The organism is Burkholderia cenocepacia (genome assembly GCF_900446215.1).
Taxonomy (GTDB): Bacteria; Pseudomonadota; Gammaproteobacteria; order Burkholderiales; family Burkholderiaceae; genus Burkholderia; species Burkholderia cenocepacia.
This window is the reverse complement of the sequence record NZ_UAQZ01000001.1, coordinates 488,455-509,033: the sequence shown is the minus strand read 5'-3', so window position 1 is coordinate 509,033 and position 20,579 is coordinate 488,455. Positions and strand designations below refer to the sequence as shown.

Here is a 20,579-nt window from a genome sequence, read left to right as displayed (position 1 = left end):
CGCGCAGGAGACCGATCGATGCGCATCCTGCTGATTGCTCCGCCGAATCCGGACGTGTCGCGGCTCGACAAGGCGTTTCGGGAAAGCATGCACGGCGTCGAGCGCGTCGACGAATGGCGCGATGGCTGTTTCGCGGCGACGCAGGACCGGTTCGACGCGATCGTGATCGTCGCCACCGATGGCGCGGCCGCGCCGGCGGTTCTCGATGGCTTGCCGCTGCTCGCCGCATCGGCCGGCAGCGCGACGATCGCCGCGATCGTTGCCGGCGCCACGTCCGCCCAGCGCGCGCAGATGCTGAAGGCGGGCTGCGACGTATGCCTGGCCCATCCATGCTCGTTCGTCGAATTGCACGAGCGGTTGCGCGCGCTGTGGCGCCGTGCGGGCGTGATCGCGATGCGTGACTCGATCCGGCTCGACACGGCGACGCGCGCACTCGAGGAGCGGGGCCGGCGGCTCGCGCTCAGCGCACGGGAGTTTCGCGTGGTCGAATGCCTGCTGCGCGAAGCGGGGCGGCCGGTCGGCCGCGACGCGGTGCTGCGCTATGCGTGGGGCGACGCCGACATCGAACCCGAAACGGTCAATGCGCTCGTCGTACGGTTGCGGCGCAAGCTGGTCGCGCATGCGTTCTCCGCGCGGATCGAAACGGTGGCGCGATACGGCTTCCGGTTCGACACGGGCGGCTGACGGAGAGGTGCCGCGCCCCGTTTCGTCAAGACAGGCATGCCGCACGTCGCGCGGCATGCCCGGTCACGTGAGGCGGGGCCACTCAATGCGAATAGAGCTCGCGATTGAGCCGCTCGAGCTGGCCATCGCGCTCGGCGTGGACCAGTTCGCGATAGACCTGCGCGCGCGTCAGCGGGGCGGCCGGCGGCGCATTCCATGCCGATTGCTGCGACACCGGTGCGGGCGTCGACGATGCGAGCGTCTGCGGGGCAATTGCCGCGTCGGCTTGCGTTGCGCTGGCCTGGCCGGGCAGGGCGACGCAGAGCGCCGAGAGGAGGGTGGCGAACATCAAGGTTTTCATGGCGTGATCCTTTTCAGGTGACAGGGGCCGTCGCCGCGATGGCGATGCCGGCATGACACACGTTATCGGGCACACCCCGACGGACGCCGGGCGTGCCGATGAAGAAACGTTCATGAACGCGCGCCGCGCCAGCCGCCGCCGAGCGCGCGTACGAGCCCGACGGACGCCTGCAGGCGCCGCGCGTCGACATCGAGCGCCGCGATCTGCGTATCGAGTTCGGTCGTCTGCGCGGTGACCACGTCGAGATAGCTGACCGCGCCGTCGCGATAGCGCGACATCGCGAGCGCCAGCGACTGCCGCGCCGCGACGAGCGCCGCGTCGTCCTGGTCGGCTTCGTCGCCGAGGCGGTGCAGCAGCGCGAGATCGTCCTCGACTTCGCGGAACGCCAGCAGCACGACGGACCGGTAGCGCGCCCCCTGTTCGGCGAACTGCGCACGGGCGTGGCGCACGCCGGCCGCGCGCAGGCCGCCGTCGAACAGCGTCATCGCGAGACGCGGCCCGACCGACCAGATCTCGTTCGGCGCGGCGAGCCACGGCGAGAACGTATCGCTCTGGAAGCCCGCGTCGAGGCCGAGCGACAGGTCCGGGAAAAAAGCCGCGCGCGCGACGCCGATTCGCGCGTTCGCGGCCGCGACGCGGCGCTCGGCGGCGGCGACGTCCGGCCGGCGTTCGAGCAGCGTCGAGGCAAGTCCCGTCGGGATCGGTGGCACGCCGGGCAGTGCCGCGGCGGACGGCAGCGTGAACGTCGATGCCGACGCCCCGACGAGCGCCGCGATCGCGTGCTCGTCGAGCGCGCGGCGGGCGGCGATGTCGGACGCGCGGGCCTGGGCGAGCGCGAGTTGCGTCTGCGCACGCGCCACGTCGAGCCCCGAAGCGAGGCCGCCGCGATGGCGGCTGACGGTCAGTTGCCACGCGCGGCGGTACGTGTCGATGGTTTGCGTGAGCGTGTCGGCTTCGCGGTCGAGACCCGCGAGATCGAAGTAGGTACTCGCGACGCCGGCCTGCAGGCTCAGCTGGACCGACGCGAGATCGTCGGCGGCCGCCTGCGCGTCGTCGCGGCCGGCCGCGACCGTATTGCGGACCTTGCCCCACAGATCGACGTCGTAGCCGATGCCGGCCGCGAGCGTGTTCGATTCGTAGACGTCAGGCTGACCGCTGCCGCGCAACGGCCGGCGCGCCGACTGCCGGTCGCGGTCGGTCTCGGCCCCGATGCCCACGGTCGGCAGCAGCGCCGCATGGGCCTCGTCGAACAGCGCGGCGGCTTCGTCGTGCCGCGCGACGGCGGCGGCGAGATCGGGATTCGCGCGCGCGACGAGCGGTTCGAGCCGGTCGAGCGCCGCGTCGCCGTACACGCGCCACCAGCCGTCGCGCGGCAGGCGGTCGGCCGGCGCGGCGTCGATCCACGGGCCCGTTTCACGAAACGCGGCCGGCACCGGAACGTCGGGCGCGCGATACGTCGGCGCCAGCGAACAGCCGGCCAGCAGTGCGGCGCTGCCCAGCAACGCGGCGAGAAGACGGTCAGCCATGCGCGTGCTCCGTCGTGGCCGCGCCGGCGACGCGCACGGGGTCGCCGTCGGCGAGCGAATCGGGCGGATTGTCGATCACGCGATCGCCCGCCGCGAGCCCCGACGCGATCTCGACGCGCGTGCCGAGGTCGGTCCCGATCGACACGTTGCGCAGCCGCGCGTGCCCGTGCGCATCGAGCACGGCGACCTGCAACCCGTCGTGACGAAAGATCAGCGTGCTGGCCGGAATCGTCAGCCCATGCGCGGCGCCGGGCATCGCGATCCGCACCTGCGCGTATTCGCCGGGAAACAGTGTGCCGGCCGGATTGGCGATCGAAAACTGCGCGAGCAGCGTGCCGGAAGCGGGATCGATCGACTGCGCGGAATCCGCGAGCACGGCGTCGAACGTCATGCCGGGGCGCTCGGGCACGGTCAGCGCGACATGCATGCCCGCGCGGATCGCGGCCGCGTCGTCTTGCGGCACGTGGATGTACAGGCGCAGACGCCGCGCGTCCGATACGGTGAAGAGTTCGGCGCCGTTGCCGCTGCCCGCGTCGATCAGCGCGCCGACATCGGTCTTGCGGGCGGTCACGACGCCGTCGAACGGCGCGGTGAGCCGCTTGAACGATTCGAGCGCTTCGAGCCGCCGCAGGTTGGCGGTGCTCGCCGCGACGGCCGCGCGCTTCGCGTCGAGGTCGCTGCGTTTCTCGTCGGCTTCCTGCTGCGACACGGAATCCTGTGCGAGCATCTCGGCCCAGCGGGCGGCCGTGACGGCCGCGAGCCGCTCGTTCGCGTTCGCGCTCTGCAGGTCGGCTCGCGCCTGCTGCAACTGCTGGTCGAGATCGGGCGTGTCGATCGACGCCAGCAACTGACCGGCCTTCACGTGCGCGCCGATGTCCGCGTACCACGCATGCAGGTAGCCCGGCACGCGTGCATAGATCGGCGCGTCGACATACGCGTCGAGGCGGCCCGGCAGCACGAGCGCGTCGGCCGCGGCCGCCTGCGGCGCGACCGTCGCGACGGTCGGGACCGCCTGTTGCACGGTCCACGCGGCGACCGCGTGCGCATCGTGCTGGCGGGCAAACACACCGGCGGCCGCGGCGACGAGTGCGACCACGGCGCCCGCGATCGCGAGTGGTTTCAGGTAACGCGGCGTGCCGGGGGGACGGACTTCGAATTCAGTGGACATGCTGTTCTCCCGGAGTGACGGAAAGGGATTCGGAGCGGGGCGCGCGATCGCGCCGGTGAACGAGGCTGAACACGACGGGCACGAACACCAGCGTCGCGGCGGTCGCGCACAGCAGGCCGCCGATGACCGCCCGGCCGAGCGGCGCGTTCTGTTCGCCGCCGTCGCCGAGACCGAGGGCCATCGGCGCCATGCCGATGATCATCGCGAGCGCCGTCATCATCACGGGCCGAAATCGCGTGAAGCCGGCCTCGAGCGCGGCGACGGCCGCATCGGCGGTATGCGCGAGCCGTTCGCGCGCGAAGGTGACGACGAGGATGCTGTTCGCGGTCGCGACGCCCATGCACAGGATCGCGCCCGTCAACGCCGGCACCGACAGCGGCGTGCGCGTGACGAACAGCATCCAGACGATGCCGGCGAGCGCGGCGGGCAGCCCGCTCACGATCACGAACGCGTCGCGCCACGAATGGAAGTTCACGACGATCAACAGGTAGATCAGCAGTACCGCGCCGGCCAGGCCGGCAAGCAGGCCGCCGAACGCGCTGTTCATCGTCTGCACCTGGCCGCGCATCGTCACGCGCGAGCCTTTCGGCAGGTCCGCCGCGCTCGCGTGCAGCACGCGTTCGATGTCGGCGCTGACCGCGCCGAGATCGCGGTCCTGCGTCGTCGCGAAGATGTCGTACAGCGGCGCGATGTCGTAGTGCGACACGACCGCATCGGTCTGTCCGCGCACGATCGTCGCGAGGCCGCCGAGCAGTTGCGGCGCGCCCGCGCGGCCGGTGACGGGCAGCGCACGCAGGTCCGACAGTGACGTCATCCGGTACTGCGGGGTCTGCGCGACGATCGGATAGGACACGCCGTTGTGTGGATCGAGCCAGTAGGTCGGCGACACCTGGCTCGTGCCGGACAGGCTCGCGACCACCGCATTGGTGACGTCCTGCTCGGTGACGCCGAGCTGCGCGGCGCGGGCCCGATCGACCGACACCGTGAATTGCGGATAGGTCGACGCCTGCTGCACGCGCGGGTCGGCGACGCCGGGCACCGTGCGGATGCGCCTCAACAGCTCGGTCGCATACGCGCGGTTGGCCGCGCGGTCGGGGCCCGTCACCTGCACGTCGATCGGCGCGGGCGCGCCGAAATTGAGAATCTGGCTCACGATGTCGGCGGGCAGGAACGAAAACGTCACGCCCGGAAACGCGCGCGGCAATACGGTGCGCAACTGCTTCACGTAGCGTGCCGTCGGCGCGTGGTCGCCGGTGAGCGACACGAGGATGTCGCCGTCCTGCGGGCCGATCGTGCCGCTGTTGCTGTACGTGAGGTTGATCCCGCTGTTCGGCAAGCCCATGTTGTCGACGATGCTCGCGAGCGCATGCGGCGGCACGACGCCGCGCACCGTGCGCTCGACGCGATCGAACAATGCGGCCGTTTCCTCGATGCGCGTGCCGATCGGCGCGCGCACGTGAATCGCGATTTCGCCGGCGTCGACCGACGGGAAGAAATTGCGGCCGAGCCACGGCACCAGCGCGAACGACACCGCCACCGCGGCGAGGAACAGCGCGACGAAGCGGGCGCGGTGGACGAGGGCGAGGCCGAGCACGACGCGGTAGCCCGCGCGCAGCGCCGCGAAGCGGCGCTCGAACCCTTGCTGGAACGCCACCAGCGGATTGCGCGCGCGCGGCGGCGCGAACGGTGCGCCGTGCGGCGCGAGCACGGCTTCCGGATGCGCGGCATGCGCCTTCAGCAGGTAGTGCGCCATCATCGGCACGAACGTGCGGGACAGCACGAACGACGCGATCATCGCGAAGATCACCGCTTCGGCCATCGGCACGAACAGGAAGCGGGCGACGCCGTCGAGCAGCAGCATCGGCACGAACACGATGCAGATGCACAGCAGCGACACGAAGGCCGGCGCGACGATCTGCGACGCGCCGTCGAGGATCGCGCTGCGCACGTCCTTGCCCTGTTCGAGATGCCAGTTGACGTTCTCGATCGTGACGGTCGCATCGTCGACCAGAATGCCGACCGCGAGCGCGAGGCCGCCGAGCGTCATCACGTTGAGCGTCTCGCCCGCGGCCGCGAGCGCGGCGATCGCCGCCAGCACCGCGAGCGGGATGGACGCGGCGATGATCAGCGTCGAGCGCCAGCTGCCGAGGAACAGCAGGATCATCGCGGACGTGAGCGCGGCGGCGATCAGCCCTTCGCGCGCCACGCCGCTCACGGCGCCCTTCACGAATACCGACTGGTCGCCCATCACGACGAGCCGCAGCGACGGCGGCAGCGTCGCCTCGATGCGCGGCAGCTGCGCCTTGACGCCCGCGATGATGTCGAGCGTCGACGCCGAGCCGCTCTTCAGCACGCTCATCAGCACCGCGCGGCGGCCGTCGACGCGCACGATGTTGCCCTGCGGCGGAAAGCCGTCGCGCACGTGCGCGACGTCGCGCATGAAGATCACCGCGCCGTTCACGGTGCGGATCGGCAGCGCATTGAGCTGGTCGATGGTCAACGGGCTGTTGTTGAGGCGGATGTTGTACTCGAAGCCGCCGATCTTCTGCGTGCCGGCCGGGATGATCTGGTTCTGCTGCGCGAGCGCGGTCGCGACGTCCTGCGCGGACAACCCCTTGGCCTGCAGCGCCTGCGGATCGAGGTCGATCTGCACCTGGCGCACCTTGCCGCCGTACGGCGACGGAATCGCGACACCGGCGACGGACAGCAACTGCGGCCGGATCACGTTGGTCGCGTAGTCGCCGAGCTGCTGTTCGTTCAGCGTGTCGCTGGTGAGCGCGAGCTGCAGCACGGGCACGGTCGACGCGTTGTAGTTGAGGATCTGCGGCGGCGTGGTGCCGGGCGGCATCTGTTTGAGCACGGTCTGCGAGATCGACGTGACCTGCGCGGTCGCGGTGCGGATGTCGACGCTCGGCTGGAAGAAGATCTTGACGATCCCGAAGCTGCGGAACGACTGCGACTCGATGTGCGCGACGTCGTTGACCGTCGTGCCGAGCGTGCGCTCGTAGTAGGTGACGATGCGCCCGGACATGTCGGCCGGCTGCAGGCCCGCGTAGTTCCAGACGACGCTGATGACCGGAATCCGGATGTCGGGGAAGATGTCGGTCGGCGTGCGCAGCGCCGCGAGCGGCCCGGCGATCAGGATCAGCAGTGCGAGGACGATGAACGTATAGGGGCGCGCGAGCGCGAGTCGGACGAGTTTCAGCATCGGCGAGGTCTCCGCCGGCGCGACGCGCCGGCCTGTCAGCGAGGTGCCGAAGCGCGGCGGGAGCCCGATTCGGCTCGCGCAGTGTGCGGGGCGCCGCTTAACGCCGGGCGCGACGCAGCATGAAAGATGTTTTAGGAAAGGGTATGGACGGGCAATCGGCGTCGATTGTTACAAGACGTTAGCGCGGGCTTCCCGTTGCGATGCCGCGCATCAGTTCTTACAAACTTGAAATATGCGGGGACGGTGCTTGCCGTTATAGTCGAATCACACATGACACAACCAGAAGAGGAATCCATGAAGACTTTGCGTGTTGCCTCGCTCCTGACCGGTATGACGGCCTTGCTCGTGTCGGGCGCAGCAATGGCGGGAGTCAATGTCGGGATCAACGTCGGCGTGCCGGCACCGGTCTACGTCGCGCCCGCGCCCGTGTATGCGCCGCCGCCTCCGCCGGTCGTCTACCAGCCGGCGCCTGTCTATGCACCGGCGCCCGTGTACGCGCCGGCGCCGGCGATCGTGATCGGCTGGCACGGCGACCGCTACTGGGACGGCCGCCGCTACTGGGGCCGCGACGAGTGGTACCGCCGCCATGGCCGCGGCTGGGGCGGCGATCGCGGTCACTGGGATCACGGCCGCCACAACGGCTGGCGTTGATCGACCGGTCGCGCGTGCGTGATGCGCGCGCGACGATCGCTCGTGAGGAAACCGCCCGCGTGGCGGTTTTCTTTTGGCTCGACGGATTGAATGGGTAGAATCGTTCACGTTACTACCCTCATTCGACCGACAGGGCCTCTATGACGAAGGGTTCGCCCCGGGCCGCCGCCGCGCGCGCCCGCCTCGGCGTGCTGCGGGCCGCCGGCCGCGTGGCCGCGGTGCTGGCGCTGCACGCGGCGCTGGCCGTGCCGGCCGCGCACGCGGCCTACGCCATTGCGCAGTACGGCGAGCCGAAGTATCCGCCGGGCTTCAAGCATTTCGACTATGTGAACCCCGACGCGCCGAAGGGCGGCACGCTGGTGCTCGCGAACCCGAACCGGCTGACGTCGTTCGACAAGTTCAATCCGTTCACGATGCGCGGCAACGCCGCGCCCGGCATCGACATGCTGTTCGAGAGCCTCGCGACCGGCAGCTCCGACGAACCGGCGTCCGCGTACGGGCTGCTGGCCGACGACATCGCCGTGGCGCCCGACCGCCGTTCGGTCACGTTCCACCTGAATCCGCGCGCACGCTTTTCGAACGGCGATCGCGTCACGGCCGACGACGTCAAGTTTTCGTTCGACACGCTGAAGAGCAAGCAGGCCGCGCCGCAGTTCGGCGCGTATTTCGCGGAGATCGCGAAGGCCGTGGTCGTCGATCCGGCGACCGTGCGCTTCGAGTTCCGCAGCGCGAATCGCGAGTTGCCGCTGATCGCCGGCGGCGTGCCGGTGTTTTCGCGCAAGTGGGGATTGCGCGCGGACGGTTCGCGCATCCCGTTCGACCAGCTCGCGTTCGAGCAGCCGATCGGCAGCGGCCCGTACCTGATCGAGCGTTACGACAACGGCCGCACGATCACCTATCGGCGCAACCCCGCGTACTGGGGCGCCGACTTGCCGGTACGGGTCGGCACCAACAACTTCGAGCGGATCGTGTACAAGCTGTACGGCGACGGCGTCGCGCGGCTCGAGGCGTTCAAGGCCGGCGAATACGACGTGCTCGTCGAGTACATCGCGCGCAACTGGACGCGGCGCGACGTCGGCAAGCGTTTCGATAGCGGCGAGCTCGTCAAGCGCGAATTCCGCCAACATAACGGCGCCGGCATGCAGGGCTTCTTCATGAACTTGCGCCGGCCGCTGTTTCGCGACGTGCGCGTGCGCCAGGCGCTCGACCTCGCGTTCGACTTCGAATGGCTGAACCGCCAGCTGTTCTACAGCGCGTATACGCGCCTCAACAGTTACTTCGCCGACACCGACCTGCAGGCGACCGGTACGCCGGGCGAGGGCGAGCTGAAGCTGCTGGAGCCGCTGCGCGCGCAGCTCGATCCGGCCGTGTTCGGCCCGATGGTCACGCAGCCGGACACCCATCCGCCGGGCTCGCTGCGTGCGAACCTGCTGAAGGCGCGCGCGCTGCTCGCGCAGGCCGGCTGGACCTATCGCGACGGCGCGTTGCGCAATGCGAAGGGCGAGCCGTTCGCGTTCGAGATCCTCGACGATGCAGGCGGCGCGATGGAAGGCGTCGTGACCGCCTACCAGCGCAACCTCGCGAAGCTCGGCATCGCCGTGCGGTTCCGCACGGCCGACTACGCACTGCTGCAAAAGCGCCTCGATGCATTCGACTACGACATGACGACGATCCGCCTGCCGGGCGTGCAGGTGCCGGGCGCCGAGCAATACTCGCGTTACGCGAGCAAGTTCGCCGACGAGCCGGGCTCCGACAACTTCATCGGATTGAAATCGCCGGCCGTCGACGCGTTGCTGCGTGCGCTCGGCACCGCGCAGACGCGCGAGGAACTGCTCGACGCGACGCACGCGCTCGACCGCGTGCTGATGCATGGCTACTATGCGGTCCCGCAGTGGTACAGCACGACGCATCGCATCGCGTACAAGCGCACGCTCGCCTATCCGCAGACGCTGCCGCTGTACTATTCGGCCGAGGGCTGGGTCGTGTCGACCTGGTGGGCGAAGCCCGATCACTGACCCGCGCCGGCCCTCTGTTCAACCCCGCCACCCGATCACGAGTCGACGCCCTATGTGGAGCTACATCCTCAAACGCCTGCTGCTGATGATCCCGACGCTCGTCGGCGTGCTGACGCTCACGTTCGCGGTGATCCAGTTCGTGCCGGGCGGCCCGGTCGAGCAGGCCGTGCAGGAGTTGCGCAAGGGCGCGACGGAGCAGGGCGCGACGCCGTTCGGGATGCGCGCACACACCGGCGTCGACGCGCAGCAGCTCGCGCAGTTGAAGGCGCTGTACGGCTTCGACAAGCCGCCGCTCGAACGCTACTGGCTGATGCTGAAGCGCTTCGCGCGCTTCGATCTCGGCGACAGCTATTTCCGCCACCAGAGCGTGTGGTCGCTGGTCGTGCAGAAGCTGCCCGTGTCGATCAGCATCGGGCTGTGGACGTTCTTCCTCACGTACCTGATCTCGGTGCCGCTCGGCATCGCGAAGGCGGTGCGCAACGGTTCGCCGTTCGACGTCGCGACGAGCCTCGTCGTGCTCGTCGGCTATGCGATTCCAGGCTTCGTGCTGGGCGTGCTGCTGCTCGTGCTGTTCGGCGGCGGCTCGTTCTGGCAGCTCTTCCCGCTGCGCGGCCTCACGTCGGACAACTTCGCGCAGCTGTCGCTCGTCGGCAAGGTGCTCGACTACCTGTGGCACATCGCGCTGCCGATCACCGCGTCGGTCGTCGGCAGCTTCGCGGTCGTCACGATGCTCACGAAGAACGCGTTCCTCGACCAGATCCGCCGGCAATACGTGCTGACCGCGCGCGCGAAGGGGCTCTCCGAGCGCAGCGTGCTGTGGAAGCACGTGTTCCGCAACGCGATGCTGCCGCTGATCGTCGGTTTCCCGGCCGCGTTCATCGGTGCGTTCTTCACCGGCAGCCTGCTGATCGAGACGCTGTTCTCGCTCGACGGCCTCGGGCTGCTGTCGTACGAATCGGTCGTGCGGCGCGACTATCCGGTCGTGCTCGGCACGCTGTACCTGTTCACGCTGATCGGGCTCGCGACCAAGCTGATCTCCGATCTCTGCTATGTGTGGGTCGATCCGCGCATTCAATTCGACAACCTGGAGCGCTGACATGAAACGAGCCATGCGCATGCCCGGCGCCAGCGGGCGAGGAGCGCGATGAACCGGGCCGTCGCCTCTTCCCGTCTCGACGCCGCGCGGGCGCGCGTGTCGCCGTCGCCCGCCCGCCGCGTGTGGCAGCGCTTCAGGCAGCAGCGCGTCGGCTACTGGAGCTTCGTGATCTTCGTCGTGGCCTTTGCCGCGAGCCTCGCGGCGCCGCTGTGGTCGAACGACAAGCCGCTCGTCGTGCGCTACGACGGCCAGACCTATTTCCCGATGTTCCATGCGTACCCGGAGACGACCTTCGGCGGCGATTTCCCGACGCCGGCCGACTATCTCGATCCGTATGTGCGCAAGCGGCTCGAGGCGCCCGGCAACTTCGTCGTCTATCCGCCGAACCGCTATTACTACGACACGCTGAACTACTTCTCGAACGTACCGAACCCGGCGCCGCCGTCGCGCGAGAACTGGCTCGGCACCGACGCGCAGGGCCGCGACCTGCTCGCGCGGCTCGTGTACGGGTTCCGCGTGTCGGTCGAGTTCGGGCTGATCCTGACCGTGATCGGCACGCTGCTCGGGATCGCCGCGGGCGCCGTGCAGGGCTTCTTCGGCGGACGCATCGACATCGTCGGGCAGCGGCTGATCGAGATCTGGAGCTCGCTGCCGGAGCTGTACCTGCTGATCATCTTCGCGTCGATCTTCGAGCCGAGCTTCCTGCTGCTGATCGTGCTGCTGTCGCTGTTCGGCTGGATCGGGCTCGCCGACTACGTACGCGCGGAATTCCTGCGCAACCGCACCCAGGACTACGTGCGCGCGGCGCGCGCGATGGGGCTGACGAACTGGCAGATCATCTGGCGCCACGTCCTGCCGAACAGTCTCACGCCGGTGATCACGTTCCTGCCGTTCCGGATGAGCGGGTCGATCCTCGCGCTGACGAGCCTCGATTTCCTCGGGCTCGGCGTGCCGCCGCCGACGCCGAGCCTCGGCGAACTGCTCGCGCAGGGCAAGGGCAACCTCGACGCATGGTGGATCTCGCTGTCGACCTTCGGCGTGCTGGTCGCGACGCTGCTGCTGCTGACCTTCATGGGCGACGCGCTGCGCAACGCGCTCGACACGCGGATCGCCGACTCGGTGCGCGCCGCGGGAGGCCAGCGATGAGCACATCGACCGTATCGACGCAGCACGAGCCGCTGCTGTCGCTCGAGCGTCTGCACGTACGCTTCGGCGACACGGTCGCGGTGGACGACGTGACGCTCGCGATCGGGCGCGGCGAGCGGGTCGCGCTCGTCGGCGAGTCGGGGTCCGGCAAGAGCGTGACCGCGCTGTCGATCCTGCGGCTGCTGCGCGACGCCGAAGTGAGCGGCGCGATCTGCTTCGCCGGGCAGGATCTGGTCGCCAAGAGCGAGCGCGAGATGCGCGGGCTGCGCGGCTCGGACATCGCGATGATCTTCCAGGAGCCGATGACGGCGCTCAACCCGCTGTATACGATCGGCGTGCAGATCGGCGAGACGATCGTGCTGCACGACGGCGTCTCGGCCGTGGAGGCGCGCAAGCGCGCGATCGCGCTGCTCGCGCGCACCGGTATCGCGGAACCGGAGAAGCGCGTCGACAGTTACCCGCACCAGTTGTCGGGCGGCCAGCGACAGCGCGCGATGATCGCGATGGCGCTCGCGTGCCGGCCGCGCCTGCTGCTGGCCGACGAGCCGACCACCGCGCTCGACGTGACGATCCGTGCGCAGATCGTCGACCTGCTGCTGGAGCTGCAGCGGGAGGAGGCGGAAAAGCGCGGGATGGCGATCCTGTTGATCACGCACGACCTGAATCTCGTGCGGCACTTCGCGCAGCGGGTCGCGGTGATGGAGCACGGCCGGCTCGTCGAGAGCGGGCCGGTCGAGCGGATCTTCACGGCGCCCGAGCATCCGTATACGCAGCGGCTGCTGAACAGCCGGCCGCAACGCGCGGTCACGCCGGTGATGCCGATCGCACCCGTGGTGCTCGACGCGCGCCACGTGAGCGTGCAGTTCGCGCGCAAGCGGCCGGGCTTCGCCGGCTGGTTCGGCACGGTGCCGGTGACGGCCGTGGCCGACGTGTCGGTGTCGGTGCGGCAGGGCGAAACGCTCGGCATCGTCGGCGAATCGGGCTCGGGAAAGTCGACGCTCGCGATGGCGTTGCTCGGGCTGCAGAAGACGGCCGGCGGCGAGATCGAATTCCAGGGGCGCGCGCTGTCGACCTATCGCGGCCGCGAACAGACCGCGCTGCGCTCGAACATGCAGGTGGTCTTTCAGGATCCATTCAGTTCGCTTTCGCCGCGTCACACGATCGAGCGGATCGTCGGCGAGGGGCTCGAGCTGCATCGCCCGGACATGACGCCCGACGCGCGCCGCGCGAAGTCGCTCGCGGTGCTGCGCGAAGTCGGCCTCGACCGCACGGTGCTGCACCGTTATCCGCACGAATTCTCGGGGGGGCAGCGCCAGCGGATCGCGATCGCGCGCGCGCTGGTGCTGGAGCCGCGCATCCTGATCCTCGACGAGCCGACGTCGGCGCTCGACGTGTCGATCCAGCAGCAGGTGCTGAAGCTGCTCGCGAATTTGCAACAGAAATACAACCTCGGCTACGTGTTCATCAGCCACGACCTGGAGGTGATCGGCGCGATGGCGCACCGCGTCGCGGTGATGCAGGACGGCGCGGTCGTCGAGTCGGGGGAGGTGTCCGACGTCTTCACCAGACCGTCACATCCTTACACACAAAAGCTGTTGAAAGCGGTCTGGAAAGCGTGATAGGCGTCCAATGGTCTGACCATCTCGATTGTATTTTTTAATTTGTTTTGACAAACGATTACGCGCTGGCTAGTATCGACCGAAATTTTCCGCCAATCAGCTGATTTTTAAGCAAATTCCATCGACCAATGCAGCATCGATCCCTGACCCAGGCATGCGCGCGCACCATCGCCGGGCTGTTCATCGGCGCCCTGTTCGCAGCAGCTCCCGGCGCGTTCGCCGACGAAGTCAGCAGTTTTAACCAGAATGTCACCAATTCGACTCAGATCGGGTCGGGTTCCTCCCTCCAGCAGACCAGCGCGCAGCCGTCGAGCGGCGGCGCGAAGTCGTTCCTTGCCGGCATGGCGGGCAAGGCCGGCGACGTGGTGGTCGGCGCGCTGAACATGATCGGCGTGCGGTATCGCTGGGGCGGCAACTCGCCGGATTCGGGCCTCGACTGCAGCGGCTTCGTGCGCTACGTGTTCCAGGACACGCTCGGCATGTCGCTGCCGCGTCGCGCGGAAGAAATGAGCCGCGTCGGCGAGAAGGTGAGCATGAGCAACCTGAAGCCGGGCGATCTCGTGTTCTTCAACACGATGCGCCGCACGTTCTCGCACGTCGGCATCTACATCGGCGACAACAAGTTCGTGCACTCGCCCTCGACGGGCAGCACGGTGCGCGTCGACGATCTCGACAGCGGCTACTGGGAAAAGCGTTTCACCGGCGCGCGCCGGATCGAATCGGAATTCCCGATGAAGCCCGAAGACCTGCGTCAGCGCGTGCGCGCGACGATCGGCGACGATTCGGCGAACGGCAACAACTGACGTTTGCCGGTCGGTCGGGCCGGACGATAAAAAACCCTGTCACCGAAAGGCGGCAGGGTTTTTTGCTTTGGGGCGGGCGTTGGCGACGAAGCCGAAGCCGTTCCGTCGGCGGCCGGGCCGCGGCCGCCCGCCCATCGTGGCTTACGCGGCGGCCGTCACGCCGCGCGCCGCCGCGAGCTTGCGCTGCAGTTCCGGCATGATGCGCGCGACCGCTTCCTCGCCCGCGAGGATCGCCGCGTTGCGCTGGTTGAAGTCGCTGCCGCCCATCGCCGCGAGGTTCGGGCGAATCACGACGTCCGCGTACTTGTCGAGCTCGTAGGTCTTGATCGTCTGGCCCATGATCGTGAAGGTCTGCAGCAGCATCTCGATCGGGTTGTTGGTCGCCGCGCCGTCCGGCCGGGCCGAGATGTCGACCGCGATCACGAAGCTCGCGCCCATCTTGCGCGCAAACGACGCCGGCACCGGGCTCACCAGCCCGCCGTCCACATATTCGCGATTGCCGATCTTCACCGGCTCGAACACCGACGGCACGCTGCACGACGCGCGCACCGCGAGCCCGGTGTTGCCCTGCTGGAACAGGATCGGCTGGCCGCTTTGCAGGTCCGTCGCGACGATGCCGAGCGGCTTCGCCATCTTCTCGATCGGTCGGTTGTTGAGCGTCTTGTTCAGGAAGTTCTGCAGCGCGACGCCTTGCAGCAGGCCGCGCGAGCGAAACGGCAGCGCCCAGTCGCTGATCGACGCCTGATCCATGTCGAGCGCGATCTTGTTGATCTGCAGCGCGTTCATGCCGGACGCGTAGAGCGCGCCGACCACCGAGCCCGCGCTCGTCCCGGCGACGAGCTCGATCGGGATGCCGCGCGCCTCGAGCGCCTTCAGCACGCCGATGTGCGAGAAGCCGCGCGCGGCGCCGCCGCCGAGCGCGATGCCGATCTTGACGGGTTTCTCCTGCGGCGGTGCCGTGCCGGGGCGGGACTTGTCGCCGAAGGACGTACAGGCGGCGAGGCTGGCGGACGCGCACGCGATCGTGAAGTGGCGGCGCGACAGGCGAGGGGACGACATCGAATGGTTCTCCGGCGGCTTGGCGGCGGGTTACACGGCCCGCGGCGGCGATAGGTTCCGAGCGGCCGCGCAGGAGGTTCCGTGCGGCCGGCGCCGCGCCGGCTGGCGGCCGCGGCGCGCACATCATAAAGCAAGCGGTGCGCTTGGCGCGATGTCCGGCGCGAGTATAATTCCGGCTTCTTTCCCGTTCCGGGCGCCGCCGGCTCCGTTGCTGTCCGGGCTGCCGTCGTCGTCCCGCGTCGAATCATTCATGCGCCCCAGGCGTTCGAGTTACCGTTTATGACCCGTCCTGTCCGTACCCGCTTCGCGCCGAGTCCCACCGGCTTCATCCACCTCGGCAACATCCGCTCCGCACTCTATCCGTGGGCGTTCGCCCGCAAGATGAAAGGCACGTTCGTGCTGCGCATCGAGGATACCGACGTCGAGCGCTCGTCGCAGGAAGCGGTCGATGCGATCCTCGAAGGGATGCAATGGCTCGGGCTGGATTTCGACGAAGGCCCGATCTACCAGATGCAGCGGATGGATCGCTATCGCGAAGTGCTCGCGCAGATGCTCGAGAAGGGTCTCGCCTATCCGTGCTACATGTCGGCCGAGGAACTCGATGCGCTGCGCGAACGCCAGCGCGAAGCCGGCCTGAAGCCGCGCTACGACGGCACGTGGCGTCCGGAGCCCGGCAAGGTGCTGCCGGAGCCGCCGGCCGGCGTGAAGCCGGTGCTGCGCTTCCGCAATCCGCTGACGGGCACGGTCGTGTGGGACGACGCGGTGAAGGGGCGTGTCGAGATCTCGAACGAGGAACTCGACGACCTCGTGATCGCGCGCCCGGACGGCACGCCGATCTACAACTTCTGCGTGGTGGTGGACGACATGGACATGGGCATCACGCACGTGATCCGTGGCGACGACCACGTGAACAACACGCCGCGCCAGATCAACATCCTGAATGCGCTCGGCGGCGAGCCGCCCGTCTATGCGCACCTGCCGACCGTGCTGAACGAGCAGGGCGAGAAGATGAGCAAGCGGCATGGCGCGATGAGCGTGATGGCGTACCGCGACGCGGGCTTCCTGCCGGAAGCCGTCGTCAACTATCTCGCGCGTCTCGGCTGGTCGCACGGTGACGCCGAGATCTTCTCGCGCGAGCAGTTCGTCGAATGGTTCGATCTCGAGCATCTCGGCAAGTCGCCCGCGCAGTACGACCACAGCAAGCTGAGCTGGCTGAACGCGCATTACATCAAGGAAGCCGACAACGCGCGCCTTGCCGAACTCGCGAAGCCGTTCCTCGACGCACTCGGCATCGATGACGCGGCGATCGCGACGGGCCCCGCGCTCGACGCGGTGGTCGGCCTGATGAAGGATCGTGCGACGACGGTCAAGGAGATCGCGGAAGGCGCGACGATGTTCTACCGCGTGCCGGCGCCCGAGGCCGATGCGCTCGCGCAGCACGTGACCGATGCGGTGCGCCCGGCGCTGGCCGATCTCGTCGCCGCGCTGAAGGCGGCCGACTGGACGAAGGAAGCAGTATCTGCGGCGTTGAAGGCGACGCTCGCCGCACACAAGCTGAAGATGCCGCAGCTCGCGATGCCGGTGCGCCTGCTGGTGGCGGGCACGACGCACACGCCGTCGATCGACGCGGTGCTCGTGCTGTTCGGTCGCGACGTCGTGGTGTCGCGCATCGAGGCCGCGCTGGCCTGACGTTCGTGCGTGCGCGAAGCCGTCCGCGCATGCGCGCGCGGCGGCTTCGCAAAAAATTTCGTGCGAATCGTAAAAAGGGTATTTACAAGTTCGAAATCGGCCCATATAATCTCATTTCTGTTCTGCAAGGGGGTATAGCTCAGCTGGGAGAGCGCTTGCATGGCATGCAAGAGGTCAGCGGTTCGATCCCGCTTACCTCCACCAACAGAACAAACCGAATTGATTGGCGAAGCAGCGGTAGTAATAAATGCTTCACAAAATGATTCAAAGCAGTTAGAATTTCGGCCTTCGCTGTTGACCAGAAGTGAATAGCGAAAGTCAGACAAATCTGAAAAGATTTTGTCCCCTTCGTCTAGAGGCCTAGGACATCACCCTTTCACGGTGAGTACAGGGGTTCGAATCCCCTAGGGGACGCCAGATTCAGCGGCGTTTCGTAGAAGTGTCGCGAGGCTTGCAGGAACGTAACCGACGTCCTGCAGGTTGGGTAAGAAAGCTGGAGCGGTAGTTCAGTCGGTTAGAATACCGGCCTGTCACGCCGGGGGTCGCGGGTTCGAGTCCCGTCCGCTCCGCCAGAACGAAGCCCGTTCAAGACGTTTTTGAGCGGGCTTTTGTATTAAAGATGTAAGCAGTACGTTGTCCCCTTCGTCTAGAGGCCTAGGACATCACCCTTTCACGGTGAGTACAGGGGTTCGAATCCCCTAGGGGACGCCAGATTCAGCGGCGTTTCGTAGAAGTGTCGCAACGCGTGCAGGAACGTGACGAGATCCTGCAGGCGGTGGTGCAGAAAGCTGGAGCGGTAGTTCAGTTGGTTAGAATACCGGCCTGTCACGCCGGGGGGCGCGGGTTCGAGCCCCGTCCGCTCCGCCAGAACGAAGCCCGTTCAAAAAGCGTTTTTGAACGGGCTTTCTCGTTAAAGATGTAAGCAGTACGTTGTCCCCTTCGTCTAGAGGCCTAGGACATCACCCTTTCACGGTGAGTACAGGGGTTCGAATCCCCTAGGGGACGCCAGATTTCGGCGTCGTTCGAACAAACGACGCGCCGGCAGGAAGTAACCGACGCCTGCCAGGCAAGCAGCAAGACTGGAGCGGTAGTTCAGTCGGTTAGAATACCGGCCTGTCACGCCGGGGGTCGCGGGTTCGAGTCCCGTCCGCTCCGCCAGAAAATGAAGAAGCCCGCCTTGTGCGGGCTTTTTCATTTGCATCGTGCGTCGTGCCCGCTTGCGGGCAGTGTGACGGCGGGGCGGAGGAAGCCGCCTGCGCGGCTTCCGGCGGGACTCGAAGGGCTGCGCTTGCAAGCGCAGCCGCGGCCTGCGGAATGTAGGCGAGTCTCGTCCGCTCCGCCAGAAAATGAAGAAGCCCGCCTCGTGCGGGCTTTTTCATTTGCATCGTGCGTCGTGCCTTCCGTTCGCCCCTCACCACGCGTGCTACATCGCGCACCGCGTCCTACGAGAAATTCGCGATTGCATCCGCACGCGACTGCGCTATCGTGGCGGGATGCGTTTCTGACTCCTGCGCGATGCTCGATCCGACCGACCTGCGACTCCTGTATCAGCTCCGGCCCGCGGAGCCCGGCGATTTTCCGTATGCCGAAGCGTTGACGCACGGCAACATGGGCGGCTACTACAAGCGCCATGGGCTCGTGTGGCGCAGCGACCTGTTCTATGCGAGCTGGCGCGAATCCGAGAACTTCATCCTCGAGGCCGACGGTGAGCGCATCGGCGTGCTGCGCGTGACCGAGGAGGGCGATTCGCTGCACATCCGCGACGTGCAGATCGCGGCCGGCCATCGCGGCCAGGGCGCCGGCACCTACATGCTCGAGATGTCGCATCGTTGGGCACGGGCGCGCGGTCTGCATGAACTGCAGTTGCGCGTATTCGTCGACAACCCTGCCGCGCGTCTGTACCTGCGCATGGGCTACCAGGTCACCGGGCCGCGGCTCGCGCAGCTCGGCTCGATCCGTCATATGGTGCGGCCGGTCTGACGATCCGGCACGCCACGGCGCGCATTCAGCGCATCGTGTCGAGCGCGCCGTCGTCGTCGTCCGGCGTCTCGTTATCCGCGACGCTGCCTTCCGGGCCGCGATGCTCGTAGCCGCGCAGCATGAACGCGCGCGGGCTTTCGCCGAAGGCCCGGCGGAACATGGCCGAGAACGCGCTCTGGCTCTGGTAGCCGAGCTCGCGCGCGATATGCGACAGCGGACGCCCCTGGTTCAGCAGCGGAATCGCCCGCGCCAGCAGCGCCTGCTGGCGCCACTGCGAAAAGCTCACGCCCAGTTCCTGCTTGAAGAGCCGCGATATCGTGCGCGTGCTCGCGCCGACCTCGCTCGCCCAGTGTTCGAGCGACTCCGCATGCGCGGGATGCGCGAGTACCGATTCGCACAGCAGGCGCAGCCGTTTCTCGTCGGGCATCGGCACCGCGAGCGGCAGCGGCTCGGCATGACTCAGTTCGTCGAGCACGAGCCCGCACAGCAGGCGCTCGCGCGCGGTGCTCAGGTCGCGTGCGTCGAGTGCGACGATCAGTTCGCGCAGCAACCCCGTCACCTCGACGACGCGGCATGCATCGAGCCCGTCCGGCACGATCGACTCGTCGATATACAGCGTGCGCAAATAGGCCTCTTCGACGATCACGACCTCGTGCGTCACGTGCGGCGGCACCCAGATCGCGCGGGACGGCGGCACCATCCAGGTCGTGCCGGTCGTCGCGACGCGCAGCACGCCGCGCGACGCGTATGCGAGCTGCGCCCACGCATGCGTGTGCAGCGGGATGCGGCGGCCGGCATCGACCTGCCGCGCGCGCACACGCATCGGATGGACGGCGGTCGGCGCGAATTCCGGCGGGATGTCGATGACGTCGTACGGTTTCGATACGTCGGCTGGGGCGGGCGGATTCATGAACGGTTCGGGCGGCGCGGCGGCGATGCCGTTATTTTAGAAGGCGCAGCGCAAGCGCATGCGGCGGTTTTCGGGCCATCATGCCGGGTGCAAATGAACTTTGTGTGGGCCTTGGCGCATGCGGGGCGGCTCCCCACGTCGGCGCGCGCCGACGGTTCGAACCATCGGGCCGGTATCGGGGTCTATCGATGCGTGCGCCATGTCGGGCCCATTGCGCGCCGATCGCACGCAAATACGGCAACACACGAATCGAAGAGGAGAACCACGATGCGCCACGTATTCGTCTATGGCACCTTGAGAGCCGGACAGGCCAACGACATCGGCCATGCGGCCGCCCGCCACGGCATCGCCGCGCCGACGCTGCTGGGCGCGGCCGCGCTGCCGGGCGAACTGTACGATTTCGGCACGTATCCGGGCATGATCGCCGGGCCGGCCGGCAAGTCGCTGGTGTGGGGCGACGTCTACGAGGTCGACGAGCAGCTCGTCCCGGTGCTCGACGAGATCGAGCGCGTGTATCCGGGCGTCGACTCGCTGTTCAAGCCGGAAGAGGTGATCGTCGAGCTCGGCGGCCGGCAATATGCCTGCCTGTATTATCCGGTCGCCGCACATGCGGCAGCCGGGCGTCCGCGCATCGCGTCGGGCGACTGGGTTCAGCACCGGCGCGAGCAGGAAGCCGCCTGAGCGC

Annotated in this window: 16 protein-coding genes and 7 tRNA genes; 17 read left to right on the top strand and 6 right to left on the bottom strand. The window is 67.8% G+C overall.

All coding sequences use genetic code 11. The features are described 5' to 3' along the window. The first annotated feature begins 18 nt into the window (after positions 1-18). A complete protein-coding gene (locus DTA15_RS02360) occupies positions 19-684 on the top strand; it encodes a response regulator transcription factor (protein WP_006483996.1) in 666 nt (221 codons plus the stop codon). A gap of 82 nt (positions 685-766) precedes the next feature. Here the strand turns inward: DTA15_RS02360 and DTA15_RS02355 are convergent, their stop codons facing one another. The 4 genes from DTA15_RS02355 to DTA15_RS02340 form a co-directional block, all read right to left on the bottom strand. Further along, the gene (locus tag DTA15_RS02355; RefSeq protein ID WP_006483980.1) at positions 767-1,024 is read right to left on the bottom strand and encodes a DUF4148 domain-containing protein; all 258 of its coding nucleotides are present in this window, start codon (positions 1,022-1,024) and stop codon (positions 767-769) included. A gap of 110 nt (positions 1,025-1,134) precedes the next feature. Beyond that, positions 1,135-2,550 carry an efflux transporter outer membrane subunit gene (locus DTA15_RS02350; protein ID WP_006491652.1) on the bottom strand — a complete coding sequence of 472 codons (1,416 nt, stop codon included), beginning with the start codon at positions 2,548-2,550 and terminating at the stop codon, positions 1,135-1,137. Next, complete coding sequence (locus DTA15_RS02345) at positions 2,543-3,718, bottom strand: efflux RND transporter periplasmic adaptor subunit (RefSeq protein ID WP_006490793.1); 1,176 nt, start codon at positions 3,716-3,718, stop codon at positions 2,543-2,545. The genes DTA15_RS02350 and DTA15_RS02345 overlap by 8 nt, the downstream gene beginning before the upstream one ends. Continuing rightward, positions 3,708-6,926, bottom strand: coding sequence for an efflux RND transporter permease subunit (locus DTA15_RS02340; RefSeq protein ID WP_006490792.1), 3,219 nt, complete (start codon positions 6,924-6,926; stop codon positions 3,708-3,710). The genes DTA15_RS02345 and DTA15_RS02340 overlap by 11 nt, the downstream gene beginning before the upstream one ends. Positions 6,927-7,220: 294 nt before the next feature. Here DTA15_RS02340 and DTA15_RS02335 point away from each other — a divergent pair, with 294 nt between their 5' ends. The 6 genes from DTA15_RS02335 to DTA15_RS02310 all read left to right on the top strand — a co-directional run bounded on the left by DTA15_RS02335 (position 7,221) and on the right by DTA15_RS02310 (position 14,256). Next, complete coding sequence (locus DTA15_RS02335; protein ID WP_012328786.1) at positions 7,221-7,577, top strand: hypothetical protein; 357 nt, start codon at positions 7,221-7,223, stop codon at positions 7,575-7,577. Between the two features lie 140 nt (positions 7,578-7,717). Beyond that, complete coding sequence (locus DTA15_RS02330; protein ID WP_020979758.1) at positions 7,718-9,592, top strand: extracellular solute-binding protein; 1,875 nt, start codon at positions 7,718-7,720, stop codon at positions 9,590-9,592. 52 nt (positions 9,593-9,644) lie between these two features. Next, the gene (locus DTA15_RS02325; RefSeq protein WP_006481944.1) at positions 9,645-10,688 is read left to right on the top strand and encodes a microcin C ABC transporter permease YejB; all 1,044 of its coding nucleotides are present in this window, start codon (positions 9,645-9,647) and stop codon (positions 10,686-10,688) included. Positions 10,689-10,736: 48 nt separating this feature from the next. After that, entirely contained in the window at positions 10,737-11,834 is a 1,098-nt protein-coding gene (locus tag DTA15_RS02320; protein WP_006481943.1) for an ABC transporter permease, read from the top strand. After that, positions 11,831-13,453: an ABC transporter ATP-binding protein gene (locus DTA15_RS02315; RefSeq protein WP_006481947.1), complete on the top strand. Its 1,623-nt coding sequence runs from the start codon at positions 11,831-11,833 to the stop codon at positions 13,451-13,453. The genes DTA15_RS02320 and DTA15_RS02315 overlap by 4 nt, the downstream gene beginning before the upstream one ends. 128 nt (positions 13,454-13,581) lie before the next feature. Beyond that, positions 13,582-14,256 (top strand): C40 family peptidase, encoded by a 675-nt coding sequence (locus tag DTA15_RS02310; protein ID WP_006481953.1) that lies wholly within the window; start codon positions 13,582-13,584, stop codon positions 14,254-14,256. A 141-nt stretch (positions 14,257-14,397) separates the two neighbouring features. On the opposite strand, the gene DTA15_RS02305 is transcribed toward DTA15_RS02310, so the two are convergent. Next, positions 14,398-15,315, bottom strand: a complete 918-nt coding sequence (locus DTA15_RS02305) for a patatin-like phospholipase family protein (protein WP_006481941.1) — start codon at positions 15,313-15,315, stop codon at positions 14,398-14,400. A 279-nt stretch (positions 15,316-15,594) separates the two neighbouring features. Here DTA15_RS02305 and gltX point away from each other — a divergent pair, with 279 nt between their 5' ends. The 9 genes from gltX to DTA15_RS02260 all read left to right on the top strand — a co-directional run bounded on the left by gltX (position 15,595) and on the right by DTA15_RS02260 (position 18,984). Beyond that, on the top strand, positions 15,595-17,004 hold the full coding sequence (gene gltX / locus DTA15_RS02300) for a glutamate--tRNA ligase (protein ID WP_006481951.1): 1,410 nt from the start codon (positions 15,595-15,597) through the stop codon (positions 17,002-17,004). Positions 17,005-17,132: 128 nt separating this feature from the next. Then, positions 17,133-17,208 (top strand) — tRNA-Ala (locus DTA15_RS02295). 137 nt (positions 17,209-17,345) lie between these two features. Then, positions 17,346-17,421: transfer RNA gene (locus DTA15_RS02290), tRNA-Glu, on the top strand. A 78-nt stretch (positions 17,422-17,499) separates the two neighbouring features. Beyond that, positions 17,500-17,576 (top strand) — tRNA-Asp (locus tag DTA15_RS02285). A 63-nt stretch (positions 17,577-17,639) separates the two neighbouring features. Further along, a tRNA-Glu gene (locus tag DTA15_RS02280) sits at positions 17,640-17,715 on the top strand. Between the two features lie 79 nt (positions 17,716-17,794). Continuing rightward, a tRNA-Asp gene (locus tag DTA15_RS02275) sits at positions 17,795-17,871 on the top strand. Between the two features lie 65 nt (positions 17,872-17,936). After that, positions 17,937-18,012 (top strand) — tRNA-Glu (locus DTA15_RS02270). 73 nt (positions 18,013-18,085) lie between these two features. After that, a tRNA-Asp gene (locus tag DTA15_RS02265) sits at positions 18,086-18,162 on the top strand. 357 nt (positions 18,163-18,519) lie between these two features. After that, the gene (locus tag DTA15_RS02260; protein WP_006481948.1) at positions 18,520-18,984 is read left to right on the top strand and encodes a GNAT family N-acetyltransferase; all 465 of its coding nucleotides are present in this window, start codon (positions 18,520-18,522) and stop codon (positions 18,982-18,984) included. Between the two features lie 25 nt (positions 18,985-19,009). On the opposite strand, the gene DTA15_RS02255 is transcribed toward DTA15_RS02260, so the two are convergent. Beyond that, positions 19,010-19,894, bottom strand: coding sequence for an AraC family transcriptional regulator (locus tag DTA15_RS02255; RefSeq protein ID WP_006481946.1), 885 nt, complete (start codon positions 19,892-19,894; stop codon positions 19,010-19,012). 267 nt (positions 19,895-20,161) lie between these two features. Here DTA15_RS02255 and DTA15_RS02250 point away from each other — a divergent pair, with 267 nt between their 5' ends. Further along, positions 20,162-20,575 carry a gamma-glutamylcyclotransferase family protein gene (locus DTA15_RS02250; protein WP_006481949.1) on the top strand — a complete coding sequence of 138 codons (414 nt, stop codon included), beginning with the start codon at positions 20,162-20,164 and terminating at the stop codon, positions 20,573-20,575. The last annotated feature ends 4 nt before the right edge of the window (positions 20,576-20,579 follow it).

Excerpts from the sequence above, each read along its gene's own strand:
- DTA15_RS02360 (WP_006483996.1), top strand. The coding sequence starts at position 19 with ATGCGCATCCTGCTGATTGCTCCGCCGAATCCGGACGTGTCGCGGCTC.
- DTA15_RS02355 (WP_006483980.1), bottom strand. The coding sequence starts at position 1,024 with ATGAAAACCTTGATGTTCGCCACCCTCCTCTCGGCGCTCTGCGTCGCC.
- DTA15_RS02350 (WP_006491652.1), bottom strand. The coding sequence starts at position 2,550 with ATGGCTGACCGTCTTCTCGCCGCGTTGCTGGGCAGCGCCGCACTGCTG.
- DTA15_RS02345 (WP_006490793.1), bottom strand. The coding sequence starts at position 3,718 with ATGTCCACTGAATTCGAAGTCCGTCCCCCCGGCACGCCGCGTTACCTG.
- DTA15_RS02340 (WP_006490792.1), bottom strand. The coding sequence starts at position 6,926 with ATGCTGAAACTCGTCCGACTCGCGCTCGCGCGCCCCTATACGTTCATC.
- DTA15_RS02335 (WP_012328786.1), top strand. The coding sequence starts at position 7,221 with ATGAAGACTTTGCGTGTTGCCTCGCTCCTGACCGGTATGACGGCCTTG.
- DTA15_RS02330 (WP_020979758.1), top strand. The coding sequence starts at position 7,718 with ATGACGAAGGGTTCGCCCCGGGCCGCCGCCGCGCGCGCCCGCCTCGGC.
- DTA15_RS02325 (WP_006481944.1), top strand. The coding sequence starts at position 9,645 with ATGTGGAGCTACATCCTCAAACGCCTGCTGCTGATGATCCCGACGCTC.
- DTA15_RS02320 (WP_006481943.1), top strand. The coding sequence starts at position 10,737 with ATGAACCGGGCCGTCGCCTCTTCCCGTCTCGACGCCGCGCGGGCGCGC.
- DTA15_RS02315 (WP_006481947.1), top strand. The coding sequence starts at position 11,831 with ATGAGCACATCGACCGTATCGACGCAGCACGAGCCGCTGCTGTCGCTC.
- DTA15_RS02310 (WP_006481953.1), top strand. The coding sequence starts at position 13,582 with ATGCAGCATCGATCCCTGACCCAGGCATGCGCGCGCACCATCGCCGGG.
- DTA15_RS02305 (WP_006481941.1), bottom strand. The coding sequence starts at position 15,315 with ATGTCGTCCCCTCGCCTGTCGCGCCGCCACTTCACGATCGCGTGCGCG.
- gltX (WP_006481951.1), top strand. The coding sequence starts at position 15,595 with ATGACCCGTCCTGTCCGTACCCGCTTCGCGCCGAGTCCCACCGGCTTC.
- DTA15_RS02260 (WP_006481948.1), top strand. The coding sequence starts at position 18,520 with ATGCTCGATCCGACCGACCTGCGACTCCTGTATCAGCTCCGGCCCGCG.
- DTA15_RS02255 (WP_006481946.1), bottom strand. The coding sequence starts at position 19,894 with ATGAATCCGCCCGCCCCAGCCGACGTATCGAAACCGTACGACGTCATC.
- DTA15_RS02250 (WP_006481949.1), top strand. The coding sequence starts at position 20,162 with ATGCGCCACGTATTCGTCTATGGCACCTTGAGAGCCGGACAGGCCAAC.